We start from the raw sequence: 26,346 nt of genomic DNA, 5'->3' as shown, positions 1-26,346 counted from the left end.
CGTGGCATCCGCAGAGCACCACGGATGCCGCCACGGAAAGGGGTCCGCGGTGGCCGAGCACGTGTCCGAGCGCGAGGCCGAGGTCCTCGCCGCCCTGGGCGCGCGGATGTCCAACGCCCAGATCGCCCGTCGCCTGCACATCTCGGTGCGGACGGTCGAGAGCCATGTGTCGTCGCTGCTGCGCAAGTACGGCGTACCGGACCGCTGGGCGCTGGCGGAGCTGGCCCGCTCCGGGGTCCGGGACCGCGGCCGCGTCGCGGGCCTCCCGGCGTCCGCCACGACGTTCGTCGGCCGGGGCGCCGAGCGCGCCGCCCTGCTGGCCGCGCTGGAGGAGGCGCGGCTGGTGACGCTGCTCGGGCCGGGCGGCGTGGGCAAGACCCGGCTGGCGGCGGTGGTCGCCGAGGACGCCGCCGCGCTGTTCCCGTCCGGTGGCGCTTTCGTGGACCTCGTCCCGGTGCGCGCCGGGTTCGCGGCCAGGGCCGTCGCGACCGCGCTCGGGGTGACGGAGGGCTCGCACCAGCCGCTGGAGGAGGCGGTCGCCGCGCGGCTGGGTACCGGACGCTCCCTGCTCGTCCTGGACAACTGCGAGCACCTGGTCGACGAGGCCGCCGCGCTCGCCGGGCGCATCCTCGCCGCCTGCCCGGGCACCCGCGTGCTCGTGACCAGCCGGGAGCGGCTCGGCATCCCGGGAGAGCGCTGCGTGCCCGTCGCGCCGTTGGCCCTCGGCTCGGACGCCGAGCGGCTCTTCCGCGACCGGGCGCTCGCCGCCGACCCGGAGTTCGCGGCGGAGCCCGAGGTGGTCGCGGAGCTGTGCGCCCGGCTGGACGGCATGCCCCTGACGATCGAGCTGGCCGCGGCCCGGGCGGCGTCGCTCGGCGCGACGGGACTGCTCGCCGCGCTGGAGGACGCGCTGCGGCTGCTCTCCGGCGGCCGGGGCGGGCAGGAGCGGCACCGGTCCCTCGGCGCGGTCCTGTCCTGGAGCTACGACCTGCTCGCGGACGAGGAGCGGGCGCTGTTCCGCCGGCTCGGGGTGTTCGCCGGGGCGTTCGACATGGAGGCGGCGGCGTCGGTGGGCGGGGACGGCGCGGCCGCCGCGGCGGGCGGGGCCCGCGCGGGCGTCGCGGACCTGCTCGGCCGGCTGGTGGACAAGAGCCTCGTGGTCCACGTGCGCGGCCGGGTCAGCCGGTGGCGGCTGCTGGAGACGGTACGGGCGTTCGCGCTCGCCCGGTTGGCCGACGCCGGGGAGGAGGACGCGACGAGGGCCCGCCGCCTCCGGTGGGCCGCGGCCGCGGCGTCCGCCGCCGAGGAGCGGCTCGGCGCCCCGGGATGGCGGGAGGACTTCGACGCCATGGCGGCGGACCTGCGGGCCGCGCTGGCCTCGTCCCCCCGTCCGGACGAGGTGACCTACCGGCTGGCGAGCGCGCTGGCGCACCTGACCTTCGCCCGCCGCAACCTGCTGGAGTCCTTCGTGCACTACCGGACCGCCGCCGCCTGCGCGCAGGACCCCGGTTCGGCCGCGCGGGAGCTGCGGGCCGGAGCCGGATGCGCGCACGTCAGCACCACGTCCAACCAGCACGTGTTCGACCTGCTGCTGGAGGCGGCCGAGCGGGCGCGGCGTGCCAGGGACGATCGCGGCCGGGCGATCGACCTGGCGCGGGCGGTGGAGACGGCGTGCCGGTTCCCGGAGGCGTTCGAGGCCCGCGTGCCGCGCGAGCGCCTTCGCGGCCTGTTCGCCGAGGCGTCCGCGGCCGGGCACTCCGGCGACCCGGAGGTGGCCGCGCGCATGGCCGTGGCGCGGGCATGGCTGGCCGGGCCGGGCGAGGGCGTCCCGGACGCCGGGCTCGCCACGGCCGCCGTCGCCGCCGCGCGGGCGGCCGGGGACCCGGTGGTGACGAGCTCCGCGCTGTGCGCGGCGGGCACCGCGGCGCTGCGCGCCGGGCGGCTGCGGGAGGCGAACCGGATTACCAGGGAGCGGGTGCGCCTGCTGGCGTCCATGGACCGCGACGACCCGTACTGCGCGCCGGAGGTCTGCAACACCTACGGCCGCGCCTGCATCTACGCGATCATGGCCGGGGACCTGCGCGGCGGGATGGCCGCGGCGCGGGCGGGCATGGAGGACGACCTCCTGCGCGAAACACACCTCACCGCGGGCCGCCTGGTGCAGCCGCTCGCACTGACCGGGCGGTTCGACGACGCGGTCGGGCACGGCGAGCGGATGTGGAACCGGTGGGAGCAGGCCGGCCGGTCGGCGCCGCACTGGATGCTGGCGTCGGTGTGCGCGACCGCCCTGGCGTGCGGGATGTCCGGCGATCGGGAACCGGCGGCGCTGTGGCGCGCCCGGGCCGCCCGGCTGGCCGACGGCCCGGCGGCGGTGGCGGCGTTCGTGGACGCCCGTCTCGCCCTGCACGACGAGTGCTTCGAGTGCGCCGAGCCCCTCGTCCGCGAGGCGTTCGCCGCCGGGTCGGCGCTGGACCCGTACCTGGCGTACGCACGGGCGGCGGGTGCGGAGCTGGCCGTGGCCGCCGGCCTGCCCGACGCGGCGGAACTGCTGGCCGAGGCCGGTCCGCTCGCCGAGGAGAACAGGTGGGCCGCGGCCTGCCTCGAACGTGCCCGCGGCCGTCTTGAGGGCGACGGTGACGGCCTCGCCCGAGCGGCCCAGAGCTGGGACGCCCTCGGCGCCCAAGCGGAACGGGACTTCACGCGAGAGCTGCTGGCGCAGCTCTAGGGCCCCGCGGTGGAGGCCGTTGCGCGACGGCGAGCGGCACGAGGTTCCGGATCGCTCCTAGCGCGGCCAAAGAACCTCTCCCGCTCGGTGAACGAGGTCAGGACATGACCGCCATGGTTCCTAGCGTGGACGTGTACGGGGAACGACACGACCGAAGGCGGAGACCATGGACGTCAAGAACGCACCGAACGTCACGGGGGAGCGGGCCGACCTGCTGGCGGAACTCGCCAAGGCGCGCCACTTCCTGCGGTTCACCACCCGGGACCTCACGGACGAGCAGGCCGGGATGCGGACCACGGCGAGCGAGCTGTGCCTGGGCGGTCTCGTCAAGCACGTCACGTCCTGCGAGCGGGGCTGGGTGGACTTCATCCTCGAAGGGCCCTCCGCGATGGGCGACTTCACGCAGATGACCGAGGAGGACTTCGCGCGGCGCGCCGACGAGTTCAAGATGCTGCCCGGCGACACCCTGGCCGGTGTGCTGGACGCCTACGCCGAGGTGGCGCGCCGGACCGACGAACTGATCCCGGCCCTTCCCGACCTCGACGCCGTCCACGAGCTGCCCAAGGCCCCGTGGAACACCGAGACGCACTGGTCGACCCGCAGGGTGCTCCTGCACATCATGGCCGAGACGGCCCAGCACGCGGGCCACGCCGACATCATCCGGGAGTCGCTGGACGGCGCCAAGAGCATGGGCTGAGCCCGGGTCAGCGGGCGGCCGGTTCCTCCTCGCGGGGCTTCTTCTCGCGGCGCTTGCGCAGGGAACCGGCCTTCGCCCTCTCCTCCGGGTGGTGATGGACGCGGACCAGGCTCGCCCCGGTGGTGAAGAGCAGGATCACCAGGATCACGCCCAGGGAGAGCGTCGTCGGGATCTCGGGAACCGACTCCGTGACGTCCTCGTGCAGGAACTGCAGGATCAGCTTCACCCCGATGAACGCGAGGATCACCGAGAGGCCGATCGACAGGTAGACGAGGCGTTCGAGCAGGCCCTCGATGAGGAAGTAGAGGGCCCGCAGCCCGAGCAGGGCGAACGCGTTGGCGGTGAAGACGAGGAACGGTTCCTTGGTCACGCCGAACACGGCCGGGATGGAGTCCAGCGCGAACAGCACGTCCGTGCTGCCGATGGCGACGAAGACCACCAGCAGCGGGGTCATCACGCGCTGCCCGTCCTCGTGGGCGAGCATGCGCCCGCCGTGGAAGTCCTGGCTCACCGGCAGGATCCGGCGGGCGCGGCGAACGAGGAAGGTGTCCTCGACGTCGGGCTCCTCGTTCCGGTGCCGGATGAGCTGCACCGCCGTCCAGATCAGGATCGGGCCGAAGATCAGGAAGGTGAAGGAGAACAGGCTGATCGCCGCGGCGCCGATCGCGATCAGGACGGCCCGCAGCAGCAGCGCGGCGGCGATGCCGAACAGCAGCGTCTTCTGCTGGTACTCCTGGGGCACCGCGAACTTCGCCATGATGATCACGAAGACGAAGAGGTTGTCGACCGACAGGCTCTTCTCCACGATCCATCCGGAGAAGTACTCGGTGCCCGCGGTCGACCCGGCGAGGAGCCACACGGCCCCGCCGAACAGGACCGCGACGGCGATGTAGAACACCGACCAGAACGTCGCCTCCCTGAGCCCCACCGCGTGCGGCCGCCGGACGGCGACCAGCAGGTCGAAGACGAAGAGGGCGACGATCAGTGCGATCGTCGCGCCCCAGGCCCACAGGGGTATGTCGACCATCCGGCGGCTCCAGTCTCGGGGGTGCGTCGGCAGTCCTATTTCCGTTCTCCGGCCGTTCTACCGCCACGGCTCCCTGCCGCGGGCGCGAGGAAGCGGCCCCCGGAGCCGGGTACTCAGGCCGTCCTGAGTACCCGCGCCGATGCCGCCGGAGCCGGCGGGCGGCCATGCTTCCGCCATGGACACCTCCCGCTGGCGCCCGCCGGCCCTCGCCGCCAAGGCGGCCCTCCTCGCGCTGCTGGCCCTCGCCGTCGCCTTCCCCGAATGGGACCGGTTCGCGGACAAGGCGATGGGCGTGCGGGTGGCCGCGTACCCCGCCGCCGTCATGGTCGTCACGCTCGTCTGGGCGCTGCGCGGCCGCGGGCGGCCCTTCCCGTGGGACGTCGACCTCCTCGTCACCGCCCCCTTCGTCGTGGACGTCGCCGGGAACGCCGCCGACCTCTACGACACGGTCGGCTGGTTCGACGACGCCTGCCACTTCGGGAACTGGGCCCTGCTGAGCGCCGCCGCCGGCACCGCCCTGCGCCGCTGGGCCGGCCTCAGGTCGTGGACGCTGGCCCTGACCTGCACCGGCCTGGGCGCCGTCGCCGCCATCCTGTGGGAGTTCTTCGAGTACGGCGTCTTCATCCTCGACACCCCCGAGACCGTCACGATCTACCGCGACACCATCGGCGACCTCATGCTCGGCCTCGCCGGTTCCGCCGTCGCGGGCGTCGGGCTGGCCCTGCGCGGCACCCTTCCGCGAAAGGCCCGCCAGGAGGGCCCGCGCCCGGACGTGCGCCTCGTGTCAGTACACGAGCGCCTGGACGTCGGGGAGGGTGATCTCCTCGACGAAGGTCGGGGCGCCGGCGATGCGGATGCCGGGCAGGACGTCGTCCGGGCCGATCTCCCGGCGGGCGGCGCACTGGGTGCAGAGCGTGACCCGGCCCGCGGCGAGGACGACGCCGAGAAGGTCGTCCAGGGGAGTGGCGTGGGGCAGTGAGAACTCGGCGGCCCGCCCCGGCAGCGCGAACCACGCGGACTCCCCGGTCAGCCACAGGGAGATCGGGACCCCGCTCGCCGCAGCTGCCGCCGCGACCGTGAACGCCTGGTTGCAGCGCTCGGGGGCGTCCGCGCCAGCCGTCACCTTGATGACCAGTGGTCTCGCCATGGGGGGCACTCTAGTCGGGTGTTCCGCGTAGCATCCTGCGATGTGGTCGGGTTGGTGAACGCCGGGATCCTCGTCGTCGTGCTCGGGTTGACGGCGGCCGCCGCCGTCCTGCTCGTGATCAAGCTGGGCAGGCTCAGGTAGGCCGGGCGCGTCAGTCGAAGTAGAGGTGGTCGACGGCGACGACCGCGGCGCAGGCGAGGACGATCGCCGCGCCGCCGCCGTACCCCATGCCCATGAACATCACGGCGCGGCGCCGGTACTGGCCGCGCGTCCGCGTGGTGATGGCGTACTGGCCGGTCTCCTTGTCCTTGCCGACGGAGCCGCCGGTCGCGGTGCCGAGGACGTAGAGCGGCTGGTCGGCGGGCAGGATCCACTCCTCGTACCGGTACTCCGCGACCTCTCCCTCCACGCCGGGGAGTTCCCCGTTGGAGGGGCGACGCTCGTCCATCGTCCGGACGGCGCCGTCGACGGCCGCGGTGGCGGGGTCGATGACGGCGTGCCCGCTCCCGTCCCGCAGGTAGAAGGGCGTCTTCGACGTCTCGTCGATGAAGACCCGCTTGCCCGACTTCGTGCGGGCCGTCGCCTTCGTCTTGTACCAGGCGCAGGGTCGGCCGGAGAACGGGGCGGGCCGGACGGCGACGGCCGTCCCGCTGACCTGGCACGGGACGCCGCCGGGAACCCCGGCGAGGCCGGCGCAGTCCGTCTCGACGGCGCGGTGCAGGTTGCGGAACCGGATCCGCCATACCCAGCCCACGGCCAGCAGACCGGCGGCGATGATCAGGGGGACCACCATGAGCGCGGCGAGCTTCGACACGCTCCCATGATCGGTCCGCCTCCCGGATCCGGAAAGGGACGCCGGTCCCGGAGCGGAGGGGACGGGGCGCACGGGGACGCGGGCGGCGGGCGCGCAGGGGGCGCGGACGCCGCTACGCTCGGTGCCCATGGATCCTGAGCTGCACCCCGACCTTGAGCCGCTGAAGTTCCTGCTCGGCACCTGGGAAGGCGCCGGCGTGGGCGGCTATCCGACGATCGAGTCGTTCAACTTCGGCCAGGAGGTCTCGTTCACGCACATCGGGAAGCCCTTCCTGGTCTACGCGAGCCGGACCTGGAAGATCGAGGAGGACGGCACGCTCGGGCGTCCGCTGGCCATGGAGACGGGGTACTGGCGGCCGCGGCCCGACCACCAGGTCGAGGTGACGCTGGCCCACCCGACCGGCATCGTCGAGATCTACGTGGGGAACGTGGCGTTCAACCGGGTGGAGCTGCACACCGACGTCGTCGCCCGGACGGAGTCGGCAAAGGAGGTCACCGGCGGCCACCGCCTCTACGGGCTGATCGGCGAGGACCTCGGCTGGGCGTACGACATGGCGGCGATGGGCCAGAAGCTCCAGTCGCACCTGTCGGCCCAGTTGAAGAAAGTCTCCTGAGCGGGGCCGAAGCGGCCACCCCCGGGCATGAGAACCCCCGGACATGAACGATCCCCGGACCTTCCCGCCGGGTGGCGGGACGATGGACAGGACGGGTCCATCGGTCCGGGGACCGGGTAACTGCCTGGTATTCGCCGGTCACCGTCGCGACCGGCTACCCCGCCCTGAGGCGGGGGCTCCGAGGCGGAACGGCGACTAGCGGACAGTCACCTCGCGAGTCCTACAAGAAACCATTGTTTAGGACCACCTCCTTTCGCGCGTACACCGAACGTATGCGACGCCCGCGCGACGAGGCAAGCGGGTTTTCCCAAGGCTGAAACCGGACGTCGGGGGCGAGCCCGCCGCCCGGGATCTAGACTCGGTGCATGGTCGAGTCGTGGCAGGAGGAGCTGCGGGCGAAGGGGTACCGGGTGACCCCGCAGCGCCAGCTGGTGCTCGAAGCGGTCACCAACCTGGAGCACGCGACCCCCGAGGAGATCTGCACGGAGGTGCAGCGCACCGCCCGCGGCGTGAACATCTCCACCGTCTACCGGACGCTCGAACTCCTCGAGGAACTCGGGCTCGTCAAGCACGCCCACCTCGGGCACGGCCCGCCCAACTACCATCTCGCCGCCGAGGCCGAGCACATCCACCTCGTCTGCCGGGGCTGCCACACCGTGGAGGACGTCGACCCGCGCGCGGCGGCGGGCCTGGCCGACGTCCTGGCGCGCGACTTCGGCTTCGAGACCGACGTCCACCACCTCACCGTCTACGGGCGCTGCAAGGACTGCCGCGAGGCGTAGCCCGGGGCGCGATCCGGGAACCCGCGACATAGTCTGGACGGCATGGAGAGCCCTCTGCTGAAGTCGCCCGGAGCCGTCGCCGCCGACGCGCCCGACCAGGAGGTCGCCGCGCACTACGGGGACCCGGCCCGGGAGCAACGCGCCCTGGAGGAGGGGGCGGCGTTCGTCGACCGGAGCAACCGGGGCGTCGTCCGCGTCTCGGGGCCGGACCGGCTGAGCTGGCTGCACAGCCTGCTGAGCCAGCACCTGGACGGGCTGAAGCCGTCCGAGCCGACCGAGGCGCTGCTGCTCAGCCCGAACGGGCACATCGAGCACCACCTCTTCCTCGTCGACGACGGCGAGGCGGTCTGGGCGCACGTCGAGCCGGGCACGGCCCCTTCGCTGGTGGAGTTCCTCGACCGGATGCGGTTCATGCTGCGCGTCGAGGTCGCCGACGTGTCGGACGAGTACATGGTGGTCACCGGGCCGTCCGGTCCCGCCGACGGCCGCCCCGCCTGGCCGGACGTCGCGGGGACGACGACGCGGATCGTCCCGCGCGGGGAGTTCCCGTCCGACCTGAAGCCGGCCGGGATGTGGGCGTACGAGGCGCTGCGCATCGCCGAGCACCGCCCCCGGTTCGGCCTCGACACCGACCACCGGACGATCCCGCACGAGGCCGGGTACGTGGAGACGGCCGTCCACCTGAACAAGGGCTGCTACCGGGGGCAGGAGACCGTCGCGCGCGTCCACAACCTGGGGCGGCCCCCGCGCCGCCTGGTGTTCCTGCACCTGGACGGCAGCGTCGACCGGCTGCCCGCGCACGGCGACCCGGTGGAGGTCCCCGGGGGCCGGACGATCGGGTTCGTCGGGTCGGCGGCCCGGCACCACGAGCTGGGGCCGATCGCGCTGGCGCTGGTCAAGCGGAACGTTCCGGTGGACGCCGAGCTGCTCGCGGGCGGCGTCGCGGCGTCCCAGGAGGTCGTCGTGTCGCCGGAGACGGGCGCGAACGCGCAGATCGCTCTGCGCCGGCGGCCCGCGAAACACGGGTAGCAGCCCGCCCCCGGGGCGAATATCGTCTGATAAGACGATTTCTGACTGAGCGCCGCCCGGGGAAGGTGGATTCCTACCGATGGGGAATGGGAAGCCGCCCGCGGCCCGGAGGGGAGGATCCCGGCGCCGCCCGCGCCGGGAGTCCGCCCTGCTGTGGTGGGCCCTGTTCGCGGCGATCGCCGGGATCGCGTGGTGGCAGCACTCGTGGCGCGTCGCGCTGCTCGGCCTGCTGGCGTGGTGCCTCTACGAGTTCGCCCTCGTCCCCACCCTGTGCAGGGTGCTGACGCCGAAGGGCGCCGCCTGCACCGAGCGCACCCGGGGGCGGCTCTTCGCCTGCGGCCCGGCCCACCAGCGGCTCCGCAACGACGCGCTGTGGCGGCTCGCCGGGATCCGCAACCCGTTCCAGCAGGGCCCCGTCCACGACGAGGGCGAGCCCGGGACCGTGGTGGTGGTGTCCTCCGACGTGCGCGGCCGCCTCGTCCCGCAGGACCGCGCCCTCATCATCCTCGCCTCCGCCGGGACCCTCACCGCGCTCGTCGGCATGGTCTACGGGTTCCGCTGACCCGCGCCGCACCGGCCGGCGGGGTCAGACCTCCAGGACCAGCGTGATCGGGCCGTCGTTGACGAGCGCGACCTTCATGTCCGCGCCGAACTCGCCCGTCTCCACCTTCGCGCCCAGCTCGCGCAGCTCGCGGACCACCGCGTCCACCAGAGGCTCGGCGACGGGCCCGGGTGCGGCGGCCGTCCAGGACGGCCGGCGGCCCTTCCGCGTGTCCCCGTAGAGAGTGAATTGGCTCACGACGAGGAGCGGCGCGTTCAGGTCGGAGCACGACTTCTCGCCCTCCAGGATCCGCAGCCCCCACAGCTTGGAAGCCAGTCTGCGGGCGCTTTCCGGGCCGTCGTCGTGCGTCACGCCGACGAGGACCAGCAGCCCCGGCCCCTCGATCGCGCCGACGACGCGGCCCCCCACCGAGACGCTCGCCTCGCTCACCCTCTGGACTACAGCACGCATGACCATGCATTCTGCCGCCATGGGAGCAATGACGCTCATCACGGTGGCGCCCACGGGTGCGGAGTCCGCCAAGGCGGACGTCCCGGCCCTGCCCGTCACCCTGGATGAACTGGTCCAGACGGCCAAGGAGTGCGAGGCGGCCGGCGCGGCCGTGATCCACGTGCACATCCGCGACGACGACGCGCGGCCCACGCTCGACCCGGCCCGGTTGCGGGACACGGTGACGGCGCTGCGGGAGAGCACGGGGCTCATCGTCCAGCTGTCCACGGGCGGCGCGGTCACCGACCCGTACGAGGACCGCCTCCGCGTCCTGGACGCCGAACCCGACATGTGCTCGCTCACCTGCGGGACGGTCAACTTCGGCGACGACGTGTTCATGAACCCGTGGTCGTTCATGGTGGAGCTGTACGAGCGCACCCAGGAGCTTGAGGTCGTCCCCGAGTTCGAGCTGTTCGACCTCGGCCACATCACGTCGCTGCACCGCCTTCTGGACAAGCACGGGCTCCCCTATGGCGGGCACGTCCACTGCGACCTGGTGATGGGCGTCCCGGGCGGCATGCCGGGCGACGCCCGCACGCTGGTGGCCGCCGTCGAAGCCCTCCCGGAGGGCGCCACATGGTCGGCCACCGGCATCGGCCGCACGTCCCTGCCGGTGATGTTGGCGGCCCTGTCGGCGGGCGGCCACCTGCGCGTCGGCATGGAGGACACGGTCACCTTCGCGAAGGGCCGCCCGGTCACGGCGAACGCCGAACTCGTGGAGCGCGCCGCCCAGGCCGCCCGCCTGGCCCAGCGTCCGCCCATGGCCCCCGCCGAAGCGCGGACCCTTCTCGCCACCAAACCCCGCTGACCCGCGGGAGCCCGTCCGGGCGAGTCAAGCCGGGATGGGCCAACCTGGCCGTTTTCGTGGACCGTCGTTCCGCTTTCATGGGATCCGCCGGGTACTTGACCATGGAAACGGGCGGGTCCGCCTCCAGGTGAGGCTTGTTCTTCGTGGTGGGCCGCTTCGGCCGGCCGTCCAGGGATCGCCTGGGCCGGACGCCGGCCTCGTGTCGATGGAGGAGTGCGGTGGACGTCAATCCTGTGCTTGTCGAGGTGGAGCGTTCCGGGTTCGTGGAGTCGCGGCATCGGGGCGCGGCGATCGGGCTGGCGGCGGACGGGGCGGTCGCCGTGCGGGCGGGGGACGCCGACGCGCCGATCTTCCCCCGGTCGGCGAACAAGCCGATGCAGGCGGTCGCGATGCTGCGCGGCGGCCTGGAGCTCGACGGCGAGCTGCTCGCGCTCGCGGCCGGGAGCCACTCCGGCGAGGACTTCCACGTCGAGGGGGTGGAGAAGATCCTCGCGAGCGCCGGGCTCGGGGCCGGGGACCTGCGCTGCCCCGAGAGCTGGCCGCTGGACCCCGCGACGCAGCAGGCGGTCGCCAGGACGGGCGGCGGCCTCTCCCGGCTGCGCATGAACTGCTCCGGCAAGCACGCCGCGATGCTCGCCACGTGCGTCGCGGCGGGCTGGCCCACCGACTCCTACCTCGACGCCGACCACCCGTTGCAGCGCATCGTCCGGGAGGTCGTCGAAGAGCTGGCCGGAGAGCCCGCCGCGGCGGTCGGCATCGACGGGTGCGGGGCGCCGCTGTTCGCCGTGTCCATCGCGGGCGTGGCGCGGGCGTTCCGGGCGCTCGTGCTCGCCGAGCCGGGCACGCACGAGCGGCGCGTCGCCGACGCCATGCGGACGCACCCGCAGTGGACGTCCGGCACCAGCCGCGAGGAGCGGCAGCTGATGGACGCCGTCCCCGGGCTGCTCGTCAAGTGCGGGGCCGAGGGCGTGGACGCCTTCGCGTTCGCCGACGGGCGCGCCGGGACCGTCAAGATCGACGACGGCGCGATGCGGGCCCGGACGCCCGTGACCGTCGCGCTGCTGCGCGCTCTCGGCGTCCGCGACGGCTCCGACAGGATCGTCCTGGACGAGCTGGCGACCGTCGAGGTGCGCGGCGGGGACGGCGTCGTCGGCGCCATCCGCCCGGCGCCGGGCGTCTTCGAGTAGGCGGTCTAGTCCCCGTCCGGCAGCAGCCGGGTCACCAGCTTCTCGATCAGGTCGTCGGTCGCATAGGGCTCGGTGATGGCGGGAATGGTGAGGTCGTCCAGAAGCAGGCCGATCATGGCGAAGTACAGCAGGACGACATCCGTGGCATCACCGGGCAGGCCGGCGTCGAGGTGGTAGCGGATGTTCTCTCCGAGCTCGGCGGTGAGGAAGCCGCTGAGCTCGGTGTGCAGTTCCGGGCGCCGCGTCGCCTCCAGCCGTAGCTCCAGCATGGCGAGGTAGCCGGTCCGGTCCGCGCGCATGCGCCCGAGCAGCTGGCGCATCAGCTCGGTGGCCAGCGCGTGCGTGGGCGCCTGCCGCATGGTCTCGGCCAGCGCCTCGGGGTCGGGGGTGAGGCGCTCACGGGTGCGGTGCATGACCTGGGTGAGCAGGTCGGCGCGGTCGGCGAAGTAGTTGGTGGCGGTCCCGGTGGGGACGCCGGCCTCGGCGTCGATCGCGCGGAGCGTCAGGCCGCGCGACCCCTCGCGGGCCAGGACCTCGATGGCCGCGTCCAGCAGGGCCGCCCGGCGGGCGGGGTTCCGTCGCACTGTGACCTCCATCACACCGGCTTGCATTCACTGCAAGTGCAGTACTAAGTTCAAACCACTTCGCTCACAGTACATCAATTCGAGTGATCAGGAGTTCGCATGCGCGCTCAGTCCACCGCTCCTTCCCTGCTCCGCCTTCCCCAGGACCGCACCGCACTGCCCGGCCGCACCGCACTGCCGGGCCGCATCGGCCTGCCCGAGCGCACCGTACCGCCCGGCCGCACGCCGGGACGTTCCGGCCGGGACCGCCCGGCGCCGAAGCCGCGCAGCGTTCCGCGCCCGCGGCCGCCCCGCAAGCCCGGCTCCTTCCGCTGACCCGCCGGCAGCCCCGGCTCCGGTACCCGACGCCCGAAAGCGAGCACCGCATGCGCAAGCTGATCTACTACGTCGCCGCCACCCTCGACGGCTTCATCGCCGGGCCGGACGGCCAGTTCGACTTCTTCCCCTTCGAGGGGGAGCCGGCGAAGATGATCATGACCGAGTACCCCGAGACCCTGCCCGCCCATGGCCGCGGCCCGCTCGGCATCGCCGACGCCCCGAACCGGCACTTCGACACGGTCGTCATGGGGCGCGGCACCTACGAGCCGGCTCTGGAGGTGGGGATCACGAGTCCGTATCCGCACCTGGAGCAGTACGTAGTCTCGGCGACGCTCGACATCGAGGACCCCGCCGTGACCGTCGTTCCGAGCGACCCGGCCGGCCTCGTCCGGGAGCTGAAGCGGCGGGACGGCCTCGACATCTGGCTCGCGGGCGGCGGGAAGCTCGCCGGCGCGCTGGTGGACGAGATCGACGAACTGGTCGTCAAGCGCCATCCGCTGGTGATCGGCTCCGGGATCCCCCTGTTCGACGGTCCCTACACCCTCGCGGCCTTCACACCGGGCGCCACGCGTGCCTTCGACTCCGGCCTCGTCGTCACCACCTACGTCCGCGCCGCGGCCCCCGCTCAGGGCGCGGACTTGTAGCGGGCGGACGCTCCGGCCGGGCCTCGGGCCCCGGACGCGAGGGGGCGGTCCCCGAGGCGTAGCCCCGGGGACCGCCGGACGTCGCGCGGACGCGGAACGCGGTCAGCCTCTGCCGTAGACTCCGAAGCCGGTCAGGTTGCCGGCGCCCAGGCAGTTGCCGCCGAACTTCCAGTACCCGGGGCCCTGGAGCGGGCCGTAGCGCACGCTGCCGTCGGTGCACCTGGTGTAGGCGCCGTACCGGCCCGAGTAGATGCGCACGTTGGCGCCCCACGCGATGGAGTTGTGCCAGACGCTGTCGGCGGACCAGCCGTCCAGGGCGATGCGCTTGGCGGGCCGGCCCATCAGGGACGTGTGCGGCAGGGACTGGGCGACCTTGGTGGTCACGGCCGCGCCCTTGGTGGCGACGGGTTTCGGCTTGGGCGGCGCGGCGGCGGCGGTCGCCGGCGCGTGGGTGCCGAGCGCGGCCCCCGCGGCCAGCAGACCGGCGGTGACGGCTGCGGCCAGCGCGCTGCCGGCCACTTTGGCGGTGGTGTGCATATGTTCTCCATCCACCCCGCCGCTCCGAGCGGCGGGATCGGTATGTAGCTCGATGAGCCCGAGGGGCGGCTTCTCTGCGAAGCCCTTGCCCGGCCCGGACGGAACCTCCCTTCGCGACGGCCGGGCCGACGGCGCGCGCCCTCGCCGACGCCGGGAGCGGTACTCGGCCGCGCCGGCCCGGTGGCGGGCCGAGCGCGTCGCGGGGTGAGCCAAGGCGGCGAGCGGGCGCTTAGTCACTTGATGACTTCAAGTGACTACTAAAAGTTACCAACGAGGAGCGTGCGCGCACTGTCCCGCCGGGGTGACGTCCCTGTTCCGCGAGGTGAACGGGGTCAAGCTCCGGAGAGAACAGGCAGAGGCGGCGTCACGCCCGGTAGCGGCGCCGGACGGACGCCGCGCAGGGACGGGCGGCTCGTCCGAGGCGGCGGGCGGCGAGCCGGCGGTCGGGGCGCCGGCGGCAGACCCTTTCTGGGGGACGACCCCCCAGGCCCTCGGGCAGGCAAAAGGGGCGCGCCGGCCTGGCCGCCATGCCCCTCGGCAGGTGTCCTAGTGGGTCTCGGGTCCCTTGGTCGCCCTGAGCGTCTCGAACTCTTCCTTGTAGATCGTCTGCTCGTACAGGACGCCCTCGGGCCACGGTTTCCTCGGCTCCCGCCCGGGCTGGGGGTTGTCCTTGCGGAACTCCTCCGGCTGGCCCTCCTTGGCCGGCGGGTAGCTGTGCGAGAACATCCCCGCCGCGTAGGTGTAGTAGCCGCCCTGCTCCATGCCGCGCTGGTTGAGCTGATTGTTCCTGCGCCAGCAGTGGATCTTCCTGGACGAGGCGGCGCGCGTCGCGTACAGCCACGTCAGCAGGGCTCCGACGATCGCGAACGGGATGATCCAGAGGAAGTACCGGGCGCCCGTCGGGGCCGTGCCCGCCAGCACGGGGTCGGCGACGATCGTGGTGAGCAAGGCGGACCACCTCCCGATGGCGTGAATCGGCCCGGCTGGGTCAATTAGGGATGTGTCCGCTGATTTCCGTGTTAACCACTTCGGGGGGCGGACCGGCGGGCGCGCCCACCGTGCGGAGCCGTCCGGCGGGCAGGCCCGGGACCGCCAGGGCGACGGACACGGCCACCACGCCCAGCATCGGAACGGTCCACCCGCCGGTGGCGTCGTGCAGCGCGCCGAGGGCGAGCGGGCCGAGCGCCGCGATGACGTAGCCGACGCCCTGCGCCATCCCCGACAGCTGGACGGCGACGTGGGCGTCGTGGGCGCGGAGCCCGATGAACGAGAGCGCGGTCGCGAAACCGAGGCCCTGGCCGAGGCCGAGGACCACCGTCCAGACCCACACCGTGGCGATCGGCGCCCAGGTCACGCCGACGAAGCCCAGCGCGGTCAGCGTGAACGTGGCGATCACCAGGGGGCGCTGGTCGCGGGTCCGGCGGGCCAGCACCGGGACGGCCAGCGACCCCACCGCCTGGATCGCCGCCACCAGCGCCAGCACGTAGCCGGCGGTCGCCTCGTCCATCCCGCGGTCCTGGCAGATCGTCGGCAGCCAGCCGAGCACCACGTAGGCCAGCAGCGACTGGAGGCCCATGAACACCGTGACGTTCCAGGCCAGGCGCGACCGCCACACCACCGCCGCGACGCCGAGCGGGGCCGCCGCGGGCGGGGCCGACCGGGCCGCGCGGGTCGCCCGCCGCGCCCTCGGCAGCCACAGCAGCCCGGCGAGCACCGCCGGGATCGCGAGCAGGCCGAGCGGCAGCCGCCACGTCGCGCCGAACAGGTTCTCCACCGGCACGGCCAGTCCGGACGACAGGCTCGCGCCGGCCGAGATCGCGACCGTGTAGACCGCCGTCACCGTCGTGATGTGGGACGGGTGGTCCCGCTTGATGACCGCCGGCATCGCGATGTTGCCGATGCTGATCGCGATGCCCGCGACCAGGGACCCGGCGAACAGCGGGAACACGCCGCCCGGCAGGCGCAGCAGCAGCCCGGCGACCAGCAGCGCCATCGCGCACACCACGAGGGTCTCGGGGCGGGGGTGGCGGCGCAGGAACGCGGCGGCGAGCCCGTAGGACCCGAAGAAGGCGAGCGGCAGCGTGGTGAGCGCGCCCGCCGCCGTACCCGACAGGTGGAAGGCGTCGCTGATCTCGGTCAGCAGCGGCCCGACCGCCGCGACCGCGGGCCGCAGGTTGACCGCCAGCATGACGATCATCAGCAGGGCGCCGGCCAGCCCGGCGCGCCGCCCCGTCACTTCTCCTCCCCGGGCGTCTCGGCGTCGCAGAGCAGGGACTGGAGGACGGCGAGGGTGGGCTCCACGACGGCCGCGGCGGCCGATGCGGCGGCCTCCGGGTCGCCCGCCGCGATCGCGTCCAGAACGGCGCGGTGCCGGGCCGGGCCGGCCTCGGGGACCTCGTGGTCCAGCCGGATCGCGCGCATCGACTCGTGCAGCCGGTCGATGAAGAACCGCATCGCCTCGATCAGCACCGGGTTCCGGGAGGCCTCCGCGACGCCGAGGTGGAACCGCGCGTCGGCGGCGCCGAACGCGTCCGGCTCGGTGGCCTCGTCGCGGGCGCGCAGCAGCTCCTCCAGCCGCGCGAGGTCGGCGTCGGTGCGGCGGCGCGCCGCCAGCCGGGCCGCCTGGACGTCGTAGGCGAGCTGCACCTCGAAGACGTCCCGCGCGGAGGCGCGGGAGACCCGGCGCAGCAGCGGGCGCGGGTCGCAGCCGCTGCGCACGTACGTCCCGTCGCCGCGCCGCACCTCCAGCACTCCGACGTGCGACAGCGCCCGGATCGCCTCCCGGACGGCCGGGCGGCTCACACCGAGCTGCGCGGCCAGCTCCGTCTCGGCCGGGATCCGCCGGCCGACCGGCCACGCGCCCCCGCTGATCTGCGCCTGGAGCTGGTCGAGCACGGCGTCCACCGTCGACCCGCTCGCCACGGGATTGAGCCCCACGAAACAGCCTCCAAAGTAAGATGTCAGACATCTTACGGAAAGGCATGATCCGCTGTTGACCCGTGGTGACCGCTGGGAGGGGTCTCAGCGATCACCACGGGCTTCTACGGCGCCCGCCGGACGGGGACGGGTGCGGGGAGCCGGGTCCGGCGGGCGTCGCGTCCTCTGCGCGACTCCAGGTCAGCGGAGTCTGGGGAGGCCGAGTCTGCGGCGGCGCCTCGGCGGTCCCTCCACGGCCCTCCGCTCCGCCTCGGCGGCCGCGCGGGCGGCCTCCTCCTCCGCTCGGGCGCGCTCGATATGGGCCATGACCTCCCGGTGCGTCACCGAGGGGGCCGGGTCGCGGCGCGTCCGCTGGGACGGGCTGCCCAGGATCACCCCGCCCATGACGGGCCCGCGATGGGAGAGGCCGTCGCCGCCCCGGGGGTAGCGGTGGCGCTTGCGCGACGTCATGAGCACGACCGTCACCCAGGTGATGAGCGCCACGAAGATCACTGCCGGGCCGACGGCCATGAAGTAGGCGTTCCCGAGGCGGCCGGGCGGGGCGGTGGCGAGGCCGGGGGGCGGGGAGCCCGCGGACGCGGAGCCGCTGAGCAGGTGGACGGCGAGCCCGTGGACGGCGACCACCGTGCTGGCGACCATGGGGCGACACCTCCTCGCCCCACGCTTTACCCGGCGTCAGGCGATTAACCGCCCGGCGCCGTCACAGCCCGCGCGACTGGGAGATCGAACCCGAGGTGGCCAGCGTGAACGTGCGCATCGACTCGGCGAACTTCGACAGGTCCCATTCCGCCGGGCCCTCGTACCAGTAGAGGTTGTCCGCGCCCTCCGCGCGCTCGCCCGCGTCCTTCACCGTCTCCGCCCACTTCGCCACGACGTCGAAGACCACCGCGTACGGCAGGAAACGCGAGAACAGCGCGATCCGCTGGCGCGCCGCCATGGTGCCGTCGTCCGGGATGCCGCCGCGCTCCAGGAACGCGCGGAAACCGATCGTGTGCGCGAGGACCGTGGCGCCGCGCGCCGTCTTCGCCGGCATGTACTGGCCGCCGTAGGCCAGTGCCGCGCCCGCGATGATCAGCGCGAGCCCGGCCAGCGCCCACTCGGTGGTGAGCGCCAGCGCGACCGTCCCGGCGATGCCGAGCAGCGTCAGGGCGATGCCCGCGATCGTCCACCGGGACCGGACGGTGTCGGGCCGCCGCGCGAACCAGCCCTGCTTCACCACGTCGTCGTACATCGCGGATCTGACCTGCGACAGCTTCGTCGCGAACGTCCCGCCGAGGGCCGACAGCGCGACGGCGTCGAGCACGGTCCCGTCGGGCGCGGTCAGCAGCGCGTCCAGCAGGATGCGCTCGTAGGGGAGCAGGTCGGTCTGCGGGCGGTCGAGGCGGCGCAGCGTCCAGTCGAGGCGGCCGGTGGCGGCCCGGTCCTCCTCCTCGATCAGCAGGTAGCCGCGCACCGCGAGGTCGACGATCGTCGCGGTCACGTCGATCACGTCGGCCTGCTCGTCGATCAGCGTGCCGATCTGGCCGGGCCGCACCCCGTTCGGCGGCTCGAACTCCGCCCCCGCCACCGGCACCTGGTCGCCCTCGGCGGCCCGCTTGCCGACGGTCCGCGCGTCCCGCCCGCGCAGCAGGTAGAGGGCGGCGACGCCGCCCACGAGCAGCACCAGCAGGCCGGCCAGCGCGGCGCCGGTGACGGCGTTGACGGAGAACGCGGTCGCGACCGTGTGGCGGCGCTCGTAGATGGCGTGCCCGCCCGTCGTCCCCGCGGGCAGGCCCGCGACGACGGTCAGGTACTCACCGGGCAGCATCCCCTGCTGCGCGAACACGCCCTGGGTGTGCGTGTGGTTCGTGTAGTACTGCGTGCAGCCGATCGTGCTGCCGATCGGCCCGGTGAAGCAGTTGACGTTGCGGATCATCGCGCCGCCGTCGACGACCGCCTTCGCCTCGTCCAGCGGCACCTTCCAGCCGCCGACCACCGGCCAGCGCAGCTCCTCCGCCGCCCCCATCCGGGTGATCGCGCCGCGCACGTCGTACTCCAGGACGACCGTGTGGGCGCCGGTCAGCTTCCGGCCGCCCGCGACCTTGACGACGGTGTTCAGGCCCTTGGCCGAGGACGTGGCCTTCGACGGGCCGCCGTCCGGGCTGGCCGCCCGCAGGTTCTCGATCCTGTAGACGCGGTCCTCGGTGAGGCTCTCGTGCACCCGGGTGGGGTACGTCCGCTGGAAGCCGTCGTGCCCGGCGAACCGGTAGACGATCGTCTCCTTCACCCTGACCGTGCCGCCGCCGCCCGCGGTGAGGACGACGTCGTCCTTCAGCACCCGCTCCGCGGCGGTGAAGCCGGACGCCGCCGCCCCGGCCCTGGGCGCACCGGCCTCGGCGACCGTCCCGCCGGCCTCGGACGCGGCCGCGGACGTGCTGGTCAGCAGGGGCACCGCCAGCGCCGCCGAGACCGCCAGGGAAGCCGGACGCGACCGGAACATCGCCGCAAGAGCAGACATGGCCGCAAATGGTATCGGGAATGCGTGCGATGATTCTGCGCTATGGCAGGTCATTACCCCCCGCCGCCTCCTCCGCCGCGGCCCCCGGCACCGCCCTACGGGCGGCCGCCCTACGGTGGGCCGCCGCAGGGGGGACCGCCGTATGGCGGTCCGGGATACGGGCCTCCTGCCTACGGGCCGCCTCCGCAGTACCGGTACGCCCCGATGCGCCCGCCGCCCCGCCGCAGCGCGGGCGGGACGATCGCGGGCATCTTCGGCGGCCTGACGTCCCTGGTCGTCCTCGTGATCCTCGGGCTCTCGCTGGTCGGCGGCGGCCGGGACGCCGCCGGCGGCACCGGGACGTCCGCCACGTCCGGCGGCCCCTCGACGCCGCGCGAGAAGGCGACCAACAGCAAGATCTACAGGACGGGCGCGCTCACGTCGGTGAGCTGCCGCCTGCCGCCGATCCAGCCGTCCGCCCAGTCCATGCGCGCGTTCATGGACACCCTGAGCGACTGCCTGGACGCGGCGTGGAGCAAGCAGTTCACCAAGGCCGGCATCCCGTTCGACAAGCCCGACCGGGTGTTCTGGGTCCAGCCGGGGCGCAGCCCGTGCGGCTCCTACCCCGCGCCCGGAGCGTCCGCCTTCTACTGCCCGGCCAACAACACGATGTACGTCGGCCTCCGGCACGTCGTGGAGACGTCGGGCGGCGAGCCGCTGTCCCACTACGCCGTCTACGCCCGGGTGATCGCGCACGAGTACGGGCACCACGTCCAGGACCGGGCCGGGATCCTGCTCTACGGGGACCGCCAGATGGAGACCGGCGACACCGCCGCCCGGACGGAGGCGAGCCGCCGCATCGAGTTGCAGGCCCAGTGCTTTGCGGGCGCCTTCCTCGGCAGCGAGCGCTCCACCCTCCCGATGACCCGCGAGCAGTACAACGCCATGGTCACCGACGTGCTGGGCAGGGGCGACGACCGGCAGCCACCGGAGAAGCGCGACCACGGCTCGGGCCGCCACTACGCGGGCTGGGTGGTCACCGGCTTCAACGGGCGCGAACTGACCGTCTGCAACACCTGGATCGCGCCCTCCTCCAAGGTGAGCTGACCGCCCGGGCTCTGAGTTCCTCGCACACGGGAGGCTGAGCACCGGTACTCATGACCGGGACGCGGGCGGCCCGCAGACTCGTCCCATGACGACCTCCAAGCCGCCCGCGCAACCCGGCTCCGCCGCGTTCTTCGTCCAAGCCGTGATCTCGTTCGCCGTCTCCAGCACCGCCGTCGCCGTCGGCGTGGCCTACCTGCCCGTCAGCGCCTGGGTCCGCGCGTTCCTGGCGCTCGGCCTGCTGTACGTGATCACCTCCACGTTCACGCTGGCCAAGTGCGTCCGCGACCGTCAGGAGACCCAGGCCATCAGCAGCCGGGTCGACCAGGCGCGCCTGGACAAGCTCCTCGCCGAGCACGACCCGTACGCGACCCCGTCCCTGTGACCCCGGCCCCACCTCTCCCGCCCCGGCGCCGCCGTCCCCCTCCCCGAGGGACGGCGGCGCACGACGTTCCGCCGCAGGTCGGCCGACGGCTGTCCCGGCCTTTCCGGCATGTGAGGCGATTCACCACGAAGTGCTAGCTAAGGTGCTTGCAATAGCAAGCACCATGACGGAGAGTGGAGATATGGCGAGTTCGAAGGTCGGCTCCATCGGGGAGTACATCCGGGAGCAGCGGACGCGGGCGAAGATATCGCTGCGCCAGCTGGCGGACGTGTCCGGCATCTCCAACCCGTACCTGAGCCAGATCGAGCGCGGCCTGCGCAAGCCGAGCGCCGAGATACTGCAGCAGATCGCCAAGGGGCTGCGGATCTCGGCCGAGGCGCTGTACGTGCAGGCCGGCATCCTCGAGGACCGCGAGGCCGACACCGACGTGCAGGCCGCCGTCCGGGCCGACCTCGTCCTGACGGAACGGCAGAAGCAGGTCCTGCTGGACATCTACGCGTCGTTCCTCAAGGAGAACGAGGCCGGCGGCGTCGTCGCCGGGCCCGACGAACCCGCCATGCCGGAACAGACCGGCCCCGAACAGGCCGGACCAGAACGCAAGGGAAGGGAAGAGGTCGGATGACGCTGGCCAGCAACCTCCGCGAGAACAAGGCCGTCTACGCCGTGGCCGGCGCCGGCGACTTCGCGGTGGAGAAGATCCGTGAGGTCCCCGAGCAGGTGACCAGGTACCAGGGCGAGGTCCGCGAGACCGTCGACCGCTACCGCGGGCAGGTCCGCGAGACCGTCGACCGCTACCGCGGCGAGGTCTCCCGGTACCAGCAGCGGGTGGACGCCAAGGACCTGCCGGGCGCCGCCGTCGCGTACGCCACGCACTTCGGCACCCGGGCCTTCGAGTTCATCGACGAGCTCGCCGAGCGCGGCAAGAAGGTCGTGCACCGCGAGGCCGTGGAGGTCGCCGAGATCTCGGCGGCCGACCAGGCCGCGCCGAAGCAGGCCCCGAAGACCCGCACCGCGCAGCGCAGGACGGCGCAGAGCCGGGCCACCGGGCAGTCCCGCTCCACCACGAAGAAGTAACGGCGCCACACGACGGAGCCCGGCCGGGAACACCCGGCCGGGCTCCGTCGTCTCTGCAAGTGCCCGTTCCCTCAGGCCGCGATGCCGGCCGCTGCACGTAGGGTTGGGGCAGGCAGACCCGCGTGCGACGAGGAGTCGCCTTCCGAGACGAGCAGGAGCGCTGATCGCCGATGTCGGGCTTCAACGTGCTGGACTACTTCTTCTGGCTGCTGCTGATCATCGCGTTCGCGATGGAGGCGTGGGCGCTGATCGACTCGCTCACCGTGCCGGTCAACGCGTACGCGGCGGCCAGCAAGCAGAGCAAGAAGCTGTGGATGATCATCCTGATCGTCGCGACGGTGGTCGGCGCCGCGTACGCGGTCGCGCCGGTGGCGCTCGGCGCCAGCCCCATCGCGCTGCTGCTCGGCATCCTCCCGGTCGCGGCGTTCATCGCCGCCGCCGTCTACCTCGCCGACGTCCGCCCGGCCGTCGGCCCCTACAAGCGGAACAACGGCGGCCGCGGCGGCTCCCGCCAGGGCCCCTACGGCCCCTGGTGATCACCTGCGCTCCCCGCGACGGCGGCTCTAGGGTGACGGCATGAGCGCGGAGACCCTCGGACGCACCGCACGCCTGGAACTGGCCGACCAGGCCCTGCGGGAATGGGAGGCCGTCGTCCTCGACGCGGGCCCGGACGGCATCGTCCTCGACCGGTCGGCCTTCTACCCGGGCGGCGGCGGCCAGCCCCCGGACCACGGCGTCCTCATCTGGCAGGGCGTCCAGACCCGTATCGCCGGCGTCCGCAAGGGCGACGACCTGATGCTCATCCCCGCCGAGGGCGACCCGCTCCCGCCCGTCGGCACCGTGGTGCGCGGCGCCGTGGAGGATGAGCGCCGCACCGCGCTGATGCGCACCCACTCCGGCCTGCACCTGCTGTGCGGGGTCGTGTTCCGCGACTACGGCTGCCTGGTGACGGGCGGGAACATGGAGCCCCTGTCCGCGCGCATGGACTTCGACCTGCGCGAGGTCCCGCCCGGCTTCAAGCAGGCCGTCGAGGACGCCTGCAACGCCGAGGTCGAAGCCGACCGGCGCATCGACGTCAGGACCCTGCCGCGCGCCGAGGCGTTCGAGATCCCCGACATCATCCGCACCGCCACGAACCTGGTGCCGCCGGAGGTGCAGGACGTCCGGATCGTCGACATCGTCGGGCTCGACACCCAGGCGGACGGCGGGACCCACGTCGGCTCCACCAAGCAGATCGGCCGCATCACGGTCGCCAAGGTCGAGAACAAGGGCCGCGGCTTCCGCCGCCTCCGCATCAAGATCGCCGACTAGCCGCGGCCCCGCGGGCGCGGGATTGAGCCGGGCACCGGGGGCGGGCGCCTCCGCCGCCGGTGCCCGGCGGCTCAGGGGGCGGGGCGGGACAGGGCGTCGACCGAGACGAGGCCGTGCTCGACGATGTCCACGGCCCGGTCGAGGGCGGTGCGCATGGACAGGGGGTCGTAGCCCTCGCGGCGGCAGTGCGCCACGACCGCCTGCATGCCGCCGACCGCGATGCCGGCCGCGGCCACCGCGTCGATCTCGGAGATGCCGGGGCACAGCTCGCGCAGCAGCGCCTCGATCGCGTCCTGGGCGTCGGTCATGCGCTGCAGCGCCCGGGCGCGCAGGGCGGGGCGCTCCAGGATGAGCGCGACCTGGACCGGGCCGTAGTCGCGGTGCTCGGCGACCACCGCCTCCAGGACGTCCACGATGCTGCGCCGGATGGTCGCCATCGGCGTCTCGCCGGGGGTGGGGCGCAGCCGCTCGGCGACCTCGGCGAGCCGGTCGTCGATCTCGGCGAAGATCACGTCTTCCTTGGAGGGGAAGTAGCTGAAGAACGTGCGGGGTGAGACATCGGCGGCGGCGGCGATGTCGGCGATCGTCGTCTCCTCGTAGCCGCGCTCGGCGAACAGGCGCAGCGCGGCCGTCGCGATGGCCTGGCGGGTGCGCAGCTTCTTGCGCTCCCGCAGCCCCGGTCCGCCGGCGTCCTCCTCCATGTGACGGACGTTACCATGACTGCAAAGTTGCATCTATTGCAAAACTTCCTGGATAGGTGTTCTCTTCGGGCATGGCGCGTTTCCTGGAGGTGCTCGGACGGTTCTGCGTGCGCAGGCGCCGCACGGTGTTCGAACTCTGGGTCGCCCTGATGCTCGGCGCCGGCGTCCTCGGCGTCATGCACGGGGGCATGTTCGTCCAGCAGAGCACGCTGCCCGGCACCGAGACGCAGCGCGCCCTCGACACGCTCGGGCAGGACTTCCCCGCGATGACGGGGCCGACCGCGACCGTCGTGTTCCACCAGACCCGCGACGCGAGTCCCGCCGACTGGCGGGTCGCGCTCACCGTCGGCCAGTCGATCGACAACATCTCCAAGCTCGACCGGGTGGCGTACGTCGAGAACCCGTACGTGCAGGGGATGGGCGGGCTGAAGGACGACAAGGCCGTCGCCGTCCGGCTCAACTTCACCGGCACGATGAGCGACGTCGGCCACGCCGACCTCGACGCGCTGAACCGGGCGGTCGAGCCCGCGCGGATGGCCGGGCTGGAGGTCAAGTTCGGCGGGATCGCCGCGATGATCCTGAACCAGCCGAAGGGCGGGCCGCAGGAGGGCGTCGGGATCCTGCTGGCGATGGTCGTCCTGCTGCTGGCGTTCGGCTCGTTCCTCGCCGCGGGCATCCCGATCGTGGTGTCGCTGTGCGGGATGGTGGTGGCGTACTCGCTGATCCACTTCCTGGCGTCGATGTTCCAGATCGCGCCGACCGCGCCGATGGTCGCCGCGATGCTCGGCATCGGCGCCGGGATCGACTACGCCCTGTTCATCGTGACCCGCTACCGGCAGCAGCTCGCCGAGGGCGACGACGTCGAGACCGCGGTCGGGCGCGCCATGGCGCACTCGGGCCACGCGGTCGTGTTCGCCGGCGGCACGGTCGTGTTCGCGATCTGCGGGCTGTTCCTGTCCGGGATCGCCTTCGTCGGACGCATCGGGATCGCCGCCGCGCTGGCCGTCGCCATCATGGTCGCCGCCGCGCTGACCCTGCTGCCCGCCATCCTCGGGTCCCTGGGCACGCGCATCGACCGGTACCGGCTGGCCCGGGTGCGGCCGGACCGCAGCTCGGGCCGCTGGACGGCGTGGGGACGCCACGTCGACCGCCATGCCTGGCCCTACGCCATCGTCGCGAGCCTCGTCCTGCTGACCCTCTCCATCCCGACGCTCAGCCTGCGGTTCGGCGTGATGGCCGACAGCATGTCGTCGCCGAAGATGGAGGCGCGGCAGGCCTACGACATCGTCGCCCGGGAGTTCGGCGCGGGCCACTACAGCCCGTTCGTCGTGGTCGCGAAGGTGCCGGGCGCGGAGAAGGGCGTCAAGCCGAAGCGCGTGGTGCCGACGGTCGAGGCGGGCGAGGGCCTGTCCGGCCTGACGGGTCCGGCGGGACCCCGGCCGAGCCCGTCCCCGCGGCCGTCCCTCCCCAAGGGCGCCCCGGACCCGGACAAGAAGCCCGACAAGCGCGCGGTCCTCATCGGCCAGGAACTCCAGCGGACGCTCTCCGAGGTGCCCGGCGTCGCGTTCGTCGGGGAGCCCGTGGTGGCCGGCACGACCGCGATCCTGCAGGTGGTCCCGGAGGACGCCCCGCACGCCGCATCGACCACCGACCTCGTCCACCGGCTGCGGAACACCGAGATCCGCGACGTCCGGGAGGCGCATCCGGGTACGCGGATCTACCTCGGCGGCGAGAACCCCGCGATCATCGACATCGCCACCACGGTCGGGGAGCGCATGCCGACCGTCGTCGTCGCGGTGGTGGGGGTCGCCCTCCTGCTGCTGGTCATCGCGTTCCGGTCGGTCATCGTCCCGGTGAAGGCCGCCCTGATGAACCTGCTGTCGATCGGCGCCTCGTTCGGCGTCGTCACGGCCGTCTTCCAGTGGGGCTGGGGCGTCCGGCTGTTCGGCGTCGACCAGGCCATCCCCATCATGTCGTTCATCCCGCTGTTCATGTTCGCCCTGATCTTCGGGCTGTCCATGGACTACGAGGTCTTCCTGCTGTCGCGGATCAAGGAGGAGTACGACCGGACGGGCGATCCGCACGAGTCCGTCGTGATCGGCATCGGGGCCACCGCCCGCCTCATCACCTCGGCCGCGCTCATCATGATCTTCGTGTTCGCCAGCTTCGTCCCGCAGCCGGACCCGATGGTGAAGATGATGGCCCTGGGGCTGGCCATCGCCGTCGCCATGGACGCGACGATCGTCCGCCTCATGCTCGTCCCCGCGCTGATGAGCCTGCTCGGCCACGCCAACTGGTGGTGGCCCGGCGGCTCCCGCCCGACGGCGCCGCCGCCTCCTCCGGAACCCGTCGCCGAGCAGTTGGAGCTGGAGCTCACGACCTGAGCGCGGACGGG

At 73.1% G+C, this 26,346-nt stretch carries 29 protein-coding genes and 1 pseudogene; 18 read left to right on the top strand and 12 right to left on the bottom strand.

The genetic code is table 11. The features are described 5' to 3' along the window. Positions 1 to 49 precede the first annotated feature (49 nt). The gene (locus tag ABWI07_RS18330; protein WP_353819212.1) at positions 50 to 2,725 is read left to right on the top strand and encodes an ATP-binding protein; all 2,676 of its coding nucleotides are present in this window, start codon (positions 50 to 52) and stop codon (positions 2,723 to 2,725) included. Between the two features lie 166 nt (positions 2,726 to 2,891). Further along, on the top strand, positions 2,892 to 3,422 hold the full coding sequence (locus ABWI07_RS18325; protein ID WP_353819211.1) for a DinB family protein: 531 nt from the start codon (positions 2,892 to 2,894) through the stop codon (positions 3,420 to 3,422). Positions 3,423 to 3,429: 7 nt separating this feature from the next. Here ABWI07_RS18325 and ABWI07_RS18320 read toward each other — a convergent pair whose 3' ends face one another. Continuing rightward, positions 3,430 to 4,449, bottom strand: a complete 1,020-nt coding sequence (locus ABWI07_RS18320; RefSeq protein WP_353819210.1) for a TerC family protein — start codon at positions 4,447 to 4,449, stop codon at positions 3,430 to 3,432. 139 nt (positions 4,450 to 4,588) lie between these two features. Between ABWI07_RS18320 and ABWI07_RS44490 the strand changes: the two are divergent. Then, positions 4,589 to 5,155 (top strand): annotated as a pseudogene (locus ABWI07_RS44490) (DUF2238 domain-containing protein); the annotation flags it as partial. A 78-nt stretch (positions 5,156 to 5,233) separates the two neighbouring features. Here ABWI07_RS44490 and ABWI07_RS18315 read toward each other — a convergent pair. Continuing rightward, complete coding sequence (locus ABWI07_RS18315) at positions 5,234 to 5,596, bottom strand: DsrE family protein (protein WP_149263047.1); 363 nt, start codon at positions 5,594 to 5,596, stop codon at positions 5,234 to 5,236. Between the two features lie 151 nt (positions 5,597 to 5,747). Further along, entirely contained in the window at positions 5,748 to 6,410 is a 663-nt protein-coding gene (locus tag ABWI07_RS18310; protein WP_353819208.1) for a GIDE domain-containing protein, read from the bottom strand. Positions 6,411 to 6,537: 127 nt separating this feature from the next. Here ABWI07_RS18310 and ABWI07_RS18305 point away from each other — a divergent pair, with 127 nt between their 5' ends. The 4 genes from ABWI07_RS18305 to ABWI07_RS18290 all read left to right on the top strand — a co-directional run bounded on the left by ABWI07_RS18305 (position 6,538) and on the right by ABWI07_RS18290 (position 9,396). Then, positions 6,538 to 7,023: a heme-binding beta-barrel domain-containing protein gene (locus ABWI07_RS18305; protein WP_149263045.1), complete on the top strand. Its 486-nt coding sequence runs from the start codon at positions 6,538 to 6,540 to the stop codon at positions 7,021 to 7,023. A gap of 365 nt (positions 7,024 to 7,388) precedes the next feature. Continuing rightward, complete coding sequence (locus ABWI07_RS18300) at positions 7,389 to 7,805, top strand: Fur family transcriptional regulator (RefSeq protein WP_141578642.1); 417 nt, start codon at positions 7,389 to 7,391, stop codon at positions 7,803 to 7,805. A gap of 42 nt (positions 7,806 to 7,847) precedes the next feature. Further along, the gene (gene ygfZ, locus ABWI07_RS18295) at positions 7,848 to 8,834 is read left to right on the top strand and encodes a CAF17-like 4Fe-4S cluster assembly/insertion protein YgfZ (protein WP_149263044.1); all 987 of its coding nucleotides are present in this window, start codon (positions 7,848 to 7,850) and stop codon (positions 8,832 to 8,834) included. Between the two features lie 79 nt (positions 8,835 to 8,913). Then, complete coding sequence (locus ABWI07_RS18290) at positions 8,914 to 9,396, top strand: hypothetical protein (RefSeq protein WP_149263043.1); 483 nt, start codon at positions 8,914 to 8,916, stop codon at positions 9,394 to 9,396. Positions 9,397 to 9,420: 24 nt separating this feature from the next. On the opposite strand, the gene dtd is transcribed toward ABWI07_RS18290, so the two are convergent. Next, positions 9,421 to 9,846 (bottom strand): D-aminoacyl-tRNA deacylase, encoded by a 426-nt coding sequence (gene dtd / locus ABWI07_RS18285; protein WP_353819206.1) that lies wholly within the window; start codon positions 9,844 to 9,846, stop codon positions 9,421 to 9,423. Positions 9,847 to 9,865: 19 nt separating this feature from the next. On the opposite strand from dtd, the gene ABWI07_RS18280 reads away from it, so the two are divergent. Further along, positions 9,866 to 10,693 (top strand): beta-keto acid cleavage family enzyme, encoded by an 828-nt coding sequence (locus ABWI07_RS18280; protein WP_353819205.1) that lies wholly within the window; start codon positions 9,866 to 9,868, stop codon positions 10,691 to 10,693. A 218-nt stretch (positions 10,694 to 10,911) separates the two neighbouring features. After that, positions 10,912 to 11,880 carry an asparaginase gene (locus ABWI07_RS18275; RefSeq protein WP_353819204.1) on the top strand — a complete coding sequence of 323 codons (969 nt, stop codon included), beginning with the start codon at positions 10,912 to 10,914 and terminating at the stop codon, positions 11,878 to 11,880. A gap of 5 nt (positions 11,881 to 11,885) precedes the next feature. Here the strand turns inward: ABWI07_RS18275 and ABWI07_RS18270 are convergent, their stop codons facing one another. Continuing rightward, positions 11,886 to 12,464, bottom strand: a complete 579-nt coding sequence (locus ABWI07_RS18270) for a TetR/AcrR family transcriptional regulator (RefSeq protein WP_353819203.1) — start codon at positions 12,462 to 12,464, stop codon at positions 11,886 to 11,888. A 99-nt stretch (positions 12,465 to 12,563) separates the two neighbouring features. On the opposite strand from ABWI07_RS18270, the gene ABWI07_RS18265 reads away from it, so the two are divergent. Continuing rightward, positions 12,564 to 12,779 carry a hypothetical protein gene (locus ABWI07_RS18265; RefSeq protein ID WP_353819202.1) on the top strand — a complete coding sequence of 72 codons (216 nt, stop codon included), beginning with the start codon at positions 12,564 to 12,566 and terminating at the stop codon, positions 12,777 to 12,779. A gap of 50 nt (positions 12,780 to 12,829) precedes the next feature. Beyond that, positions 12,830 to 13,426, top strand: a complete 597-nt coding sequence (locus ABWI07_RS18260) for a dihydrofolate reductase family protein (protein ID WP_353819201.1) — start codon at positions 12,830 to 12,832, stop codon at positions 13,424 to 13,426. A 102-nt stretch (positions 13,427 to 13,528) separates the two neighbouring features. Here ABWI07_RS18260 and ABWI07_RS18255 read toward each other — a convergent pair whose 3' ends face one another. The 6 genes from ABWI07_RS18255 to ABWI07_RS18230 all read right to left on the bottom strand — a co-directional run bounded on the left by ABWI07_RS18255 (position 13,529) and on the right by ABWI07_RS18230 (position 19,397). Continuing rightward, the gene (locus ABWI07_RS18255; RefSeq protein WP_353819200.1) at positions 13,529 to 13,963 is read right to left on the bottom strand and encodes a hypothetical protein; all 435 of its coding nucleotides are present in this window, start codon (positions 13,961 to 13,963) and stop codon (positions 13,529 to 13,531) included. Positions 13,964 to 14,509: 546 nt separating this feature from the next. Continuing rightward, positions 14,510 to 14,911: a hypothetical protein gene (locus ABWI07_RS18250; protein WP_149263035.1), complete on the bottom strand. Its 402-nt coding sequence runs from the start codon at positions 14,909 to 14,911 to the stop codon at positions 14,510 to 14,512. Positions 14,912 to 14,951: 40 nt separating this feature from the next. After that, a complete protein-coding gene (locus tag ABWI07_RS18245) occupies positions 14,952 to 16,199 on the bottom strand; it encodes a CynX/NimT family MFS transporter (RefSeq protein WP_353819199.1) in 1,248 nt (415 codons plus the stop codon). Then, entirely contained in the window at positions 16,196 to 16,900 is a 705-nt protein-coding gene (locus ABWI07_RS18240; RefSeq protein WP_353819198.1) for a FadR/GntR family transcriptional regulator, read from the bottom strand. Before ABWI07_RS18240 ends, ABWI07_RS18245 begins: the two co-directional genes overlap by 4 nt. A 180-nt stretch (positions 16,901 to 17,080) precedes the next feature. After that, on the bottom strand, positions 17,081 to 17,539 hold the full coding sequence (locus ABWI07_RS18235; RefSeq protein WP_353819197.1) for a hypothetical protein: 459 nt from the start codon (positions 17,537 to 17,539) through the stop codon (positions 17,081 to 17,083). Between the two features lie 61 nt (positions 17,540 to 17,600). Further along, on the bottom strand, positions 17,601 to 19,397 hold the full coding sequence (locus ABWI07_RS18230; RefSeq protein ID WP_353819196.1) for a DUF2207 domain-containing protein: 1,797 nt from the start codon (positions 19,395 to 19,397) through the stop codon (positions 17,601 to 17,603). Between the two features lie 204 nt (positions 19,398 to 19,601). On the opposite strand from ABWI07_RS18230, the gene ABWI07_RS18225 reads away from it, so the two are divergent. The 6 genes from ABWI07_RS18225 to ABWI07_RS18200 all read left to right on the top strand — a co-directional run bounded on the left by ABWI07_RS18225 (position 19,602) and on the right by ABWI07_RS18200 (position 23,250). After that, on the top strand, positions 19,602 to 20,483 hold the full coding sequence (locus ABWI07_RS18225; RefSeq protein ID WP_353819195.1) for a neutral zinc metallopeptidase: 882 nt from the start codon (positions 19,602 to 19,604) through the stop codon (positions 20,481 to 20,483). A gap of 85 nt (positions 20,484 to 20,568) precedes the next feature. Next, positions 20,569 to 20,865, top strand: coding sequence for a YiaA/YiaB family inner membrane protein (locus ABWI07_RS18220; RefSeq protein ID WP_149263030.1), 297 nt, complete (start codon positions 20,569 to 20,571; stop codon positions 20,863 to 20,865). A 181-nt stretch (positions 20,866 to 21,046) separates the two neighbouring features. Beyond that, positions 21,047 to 21,487 (top strand): helix-turn-helix domain-containing protein, encoded by a 441-nt coding sequence (locus tag ABWI07_RS18215; protein ID WP_235037225.1) that lies wholly within the window; start codon positions 21,047 to 21,049, stop codon positions 21,485 to 21,487. Then, the gene (locus ABWI07_RS18210) at positions 21,484 to 21,939 is read left to right on the top strand and encodes a hypothetical protein (protein WP_149263029.1); all 456 of its coding nucleotides are present in this window, start codon (positions 21,484 to 21,486) and stop codon (positions 21,937 to 21,939) included. Before ABWI07_RS18215 ends, ABWI07_RS18210 begins: the two co-directional genes overlap by 4 nt. Before the next feature lie 170 nt (positions 21,940 to 22,109). Further along, positions 22,110 to 22,475, top strand: a complete 366-nt coding sequence (locus ABWI07_RS18205; protein ID WP_235037224.1) for a DUF2516 family protein — start codon at positions 22,110 to 22,112, stop codon at positions 22,473 to 22,475. 40 nt (positions 22,476 to 22,515) lie between these two features. After that, entirely contained in the window at positions 22,516 to 23,250 is a 735-nt protein-coding gene (locus ABWI07_RS18200; protein ID WP_149263028.1) for an alanyl-tRNA editing protein, read from the top strand. Positions 23,251 to 23,321: 71 nt separating this feature from the next. Here the strand turns inward: ABWI07_RS18200 and ABWI07_RS18195 are convergent, their stop codons facing one another. Beyond that, a complete protein-coding gene (locus tag ABWI07_RS18195; protein WP_149263027.1) occupies positions 23,322 to 23,951 on the bottom strand; it encodes a TetR family transcriptional regulator in 630 nt (209 codons plus the stop codon). A 71-nt stretch (positions 23,952 to 24,022) separates the two neighbouring features. On the opposite strand from ABWI07_RS18195, the gene ABWI07_RS18190 reads away from it, so the two are divergent. Then, positions 24,023 to 26,335 carry an MMPL family transporter gene (locus ABWI07_RS18190; protein ID WP_353819194.1) on the top strand — a complete coding sequence of 771 codons (2,313 nt, stop codon included), beginning with the start codon at positions 24,023 to 24,025 and terminating at the stop codon, positions 26,333 to 26,335. Positions 26,336 to 26,346 lie beyond the last annotated feature (11 nt).

It is taken from the genome of Actinomadura sp. NPDC000600 (genome assembly GCF_040492135.1).
Lineage (GTDB): Bacteria > Actinomycetota > Actinomycetes > Streptosporangiales > Streptosporangiaceae > Spirillospora.
Note: the sequence above shows the minus strand (reverse complement) of the source record. Positions and strands in the feature narration are given on the sequence as shown.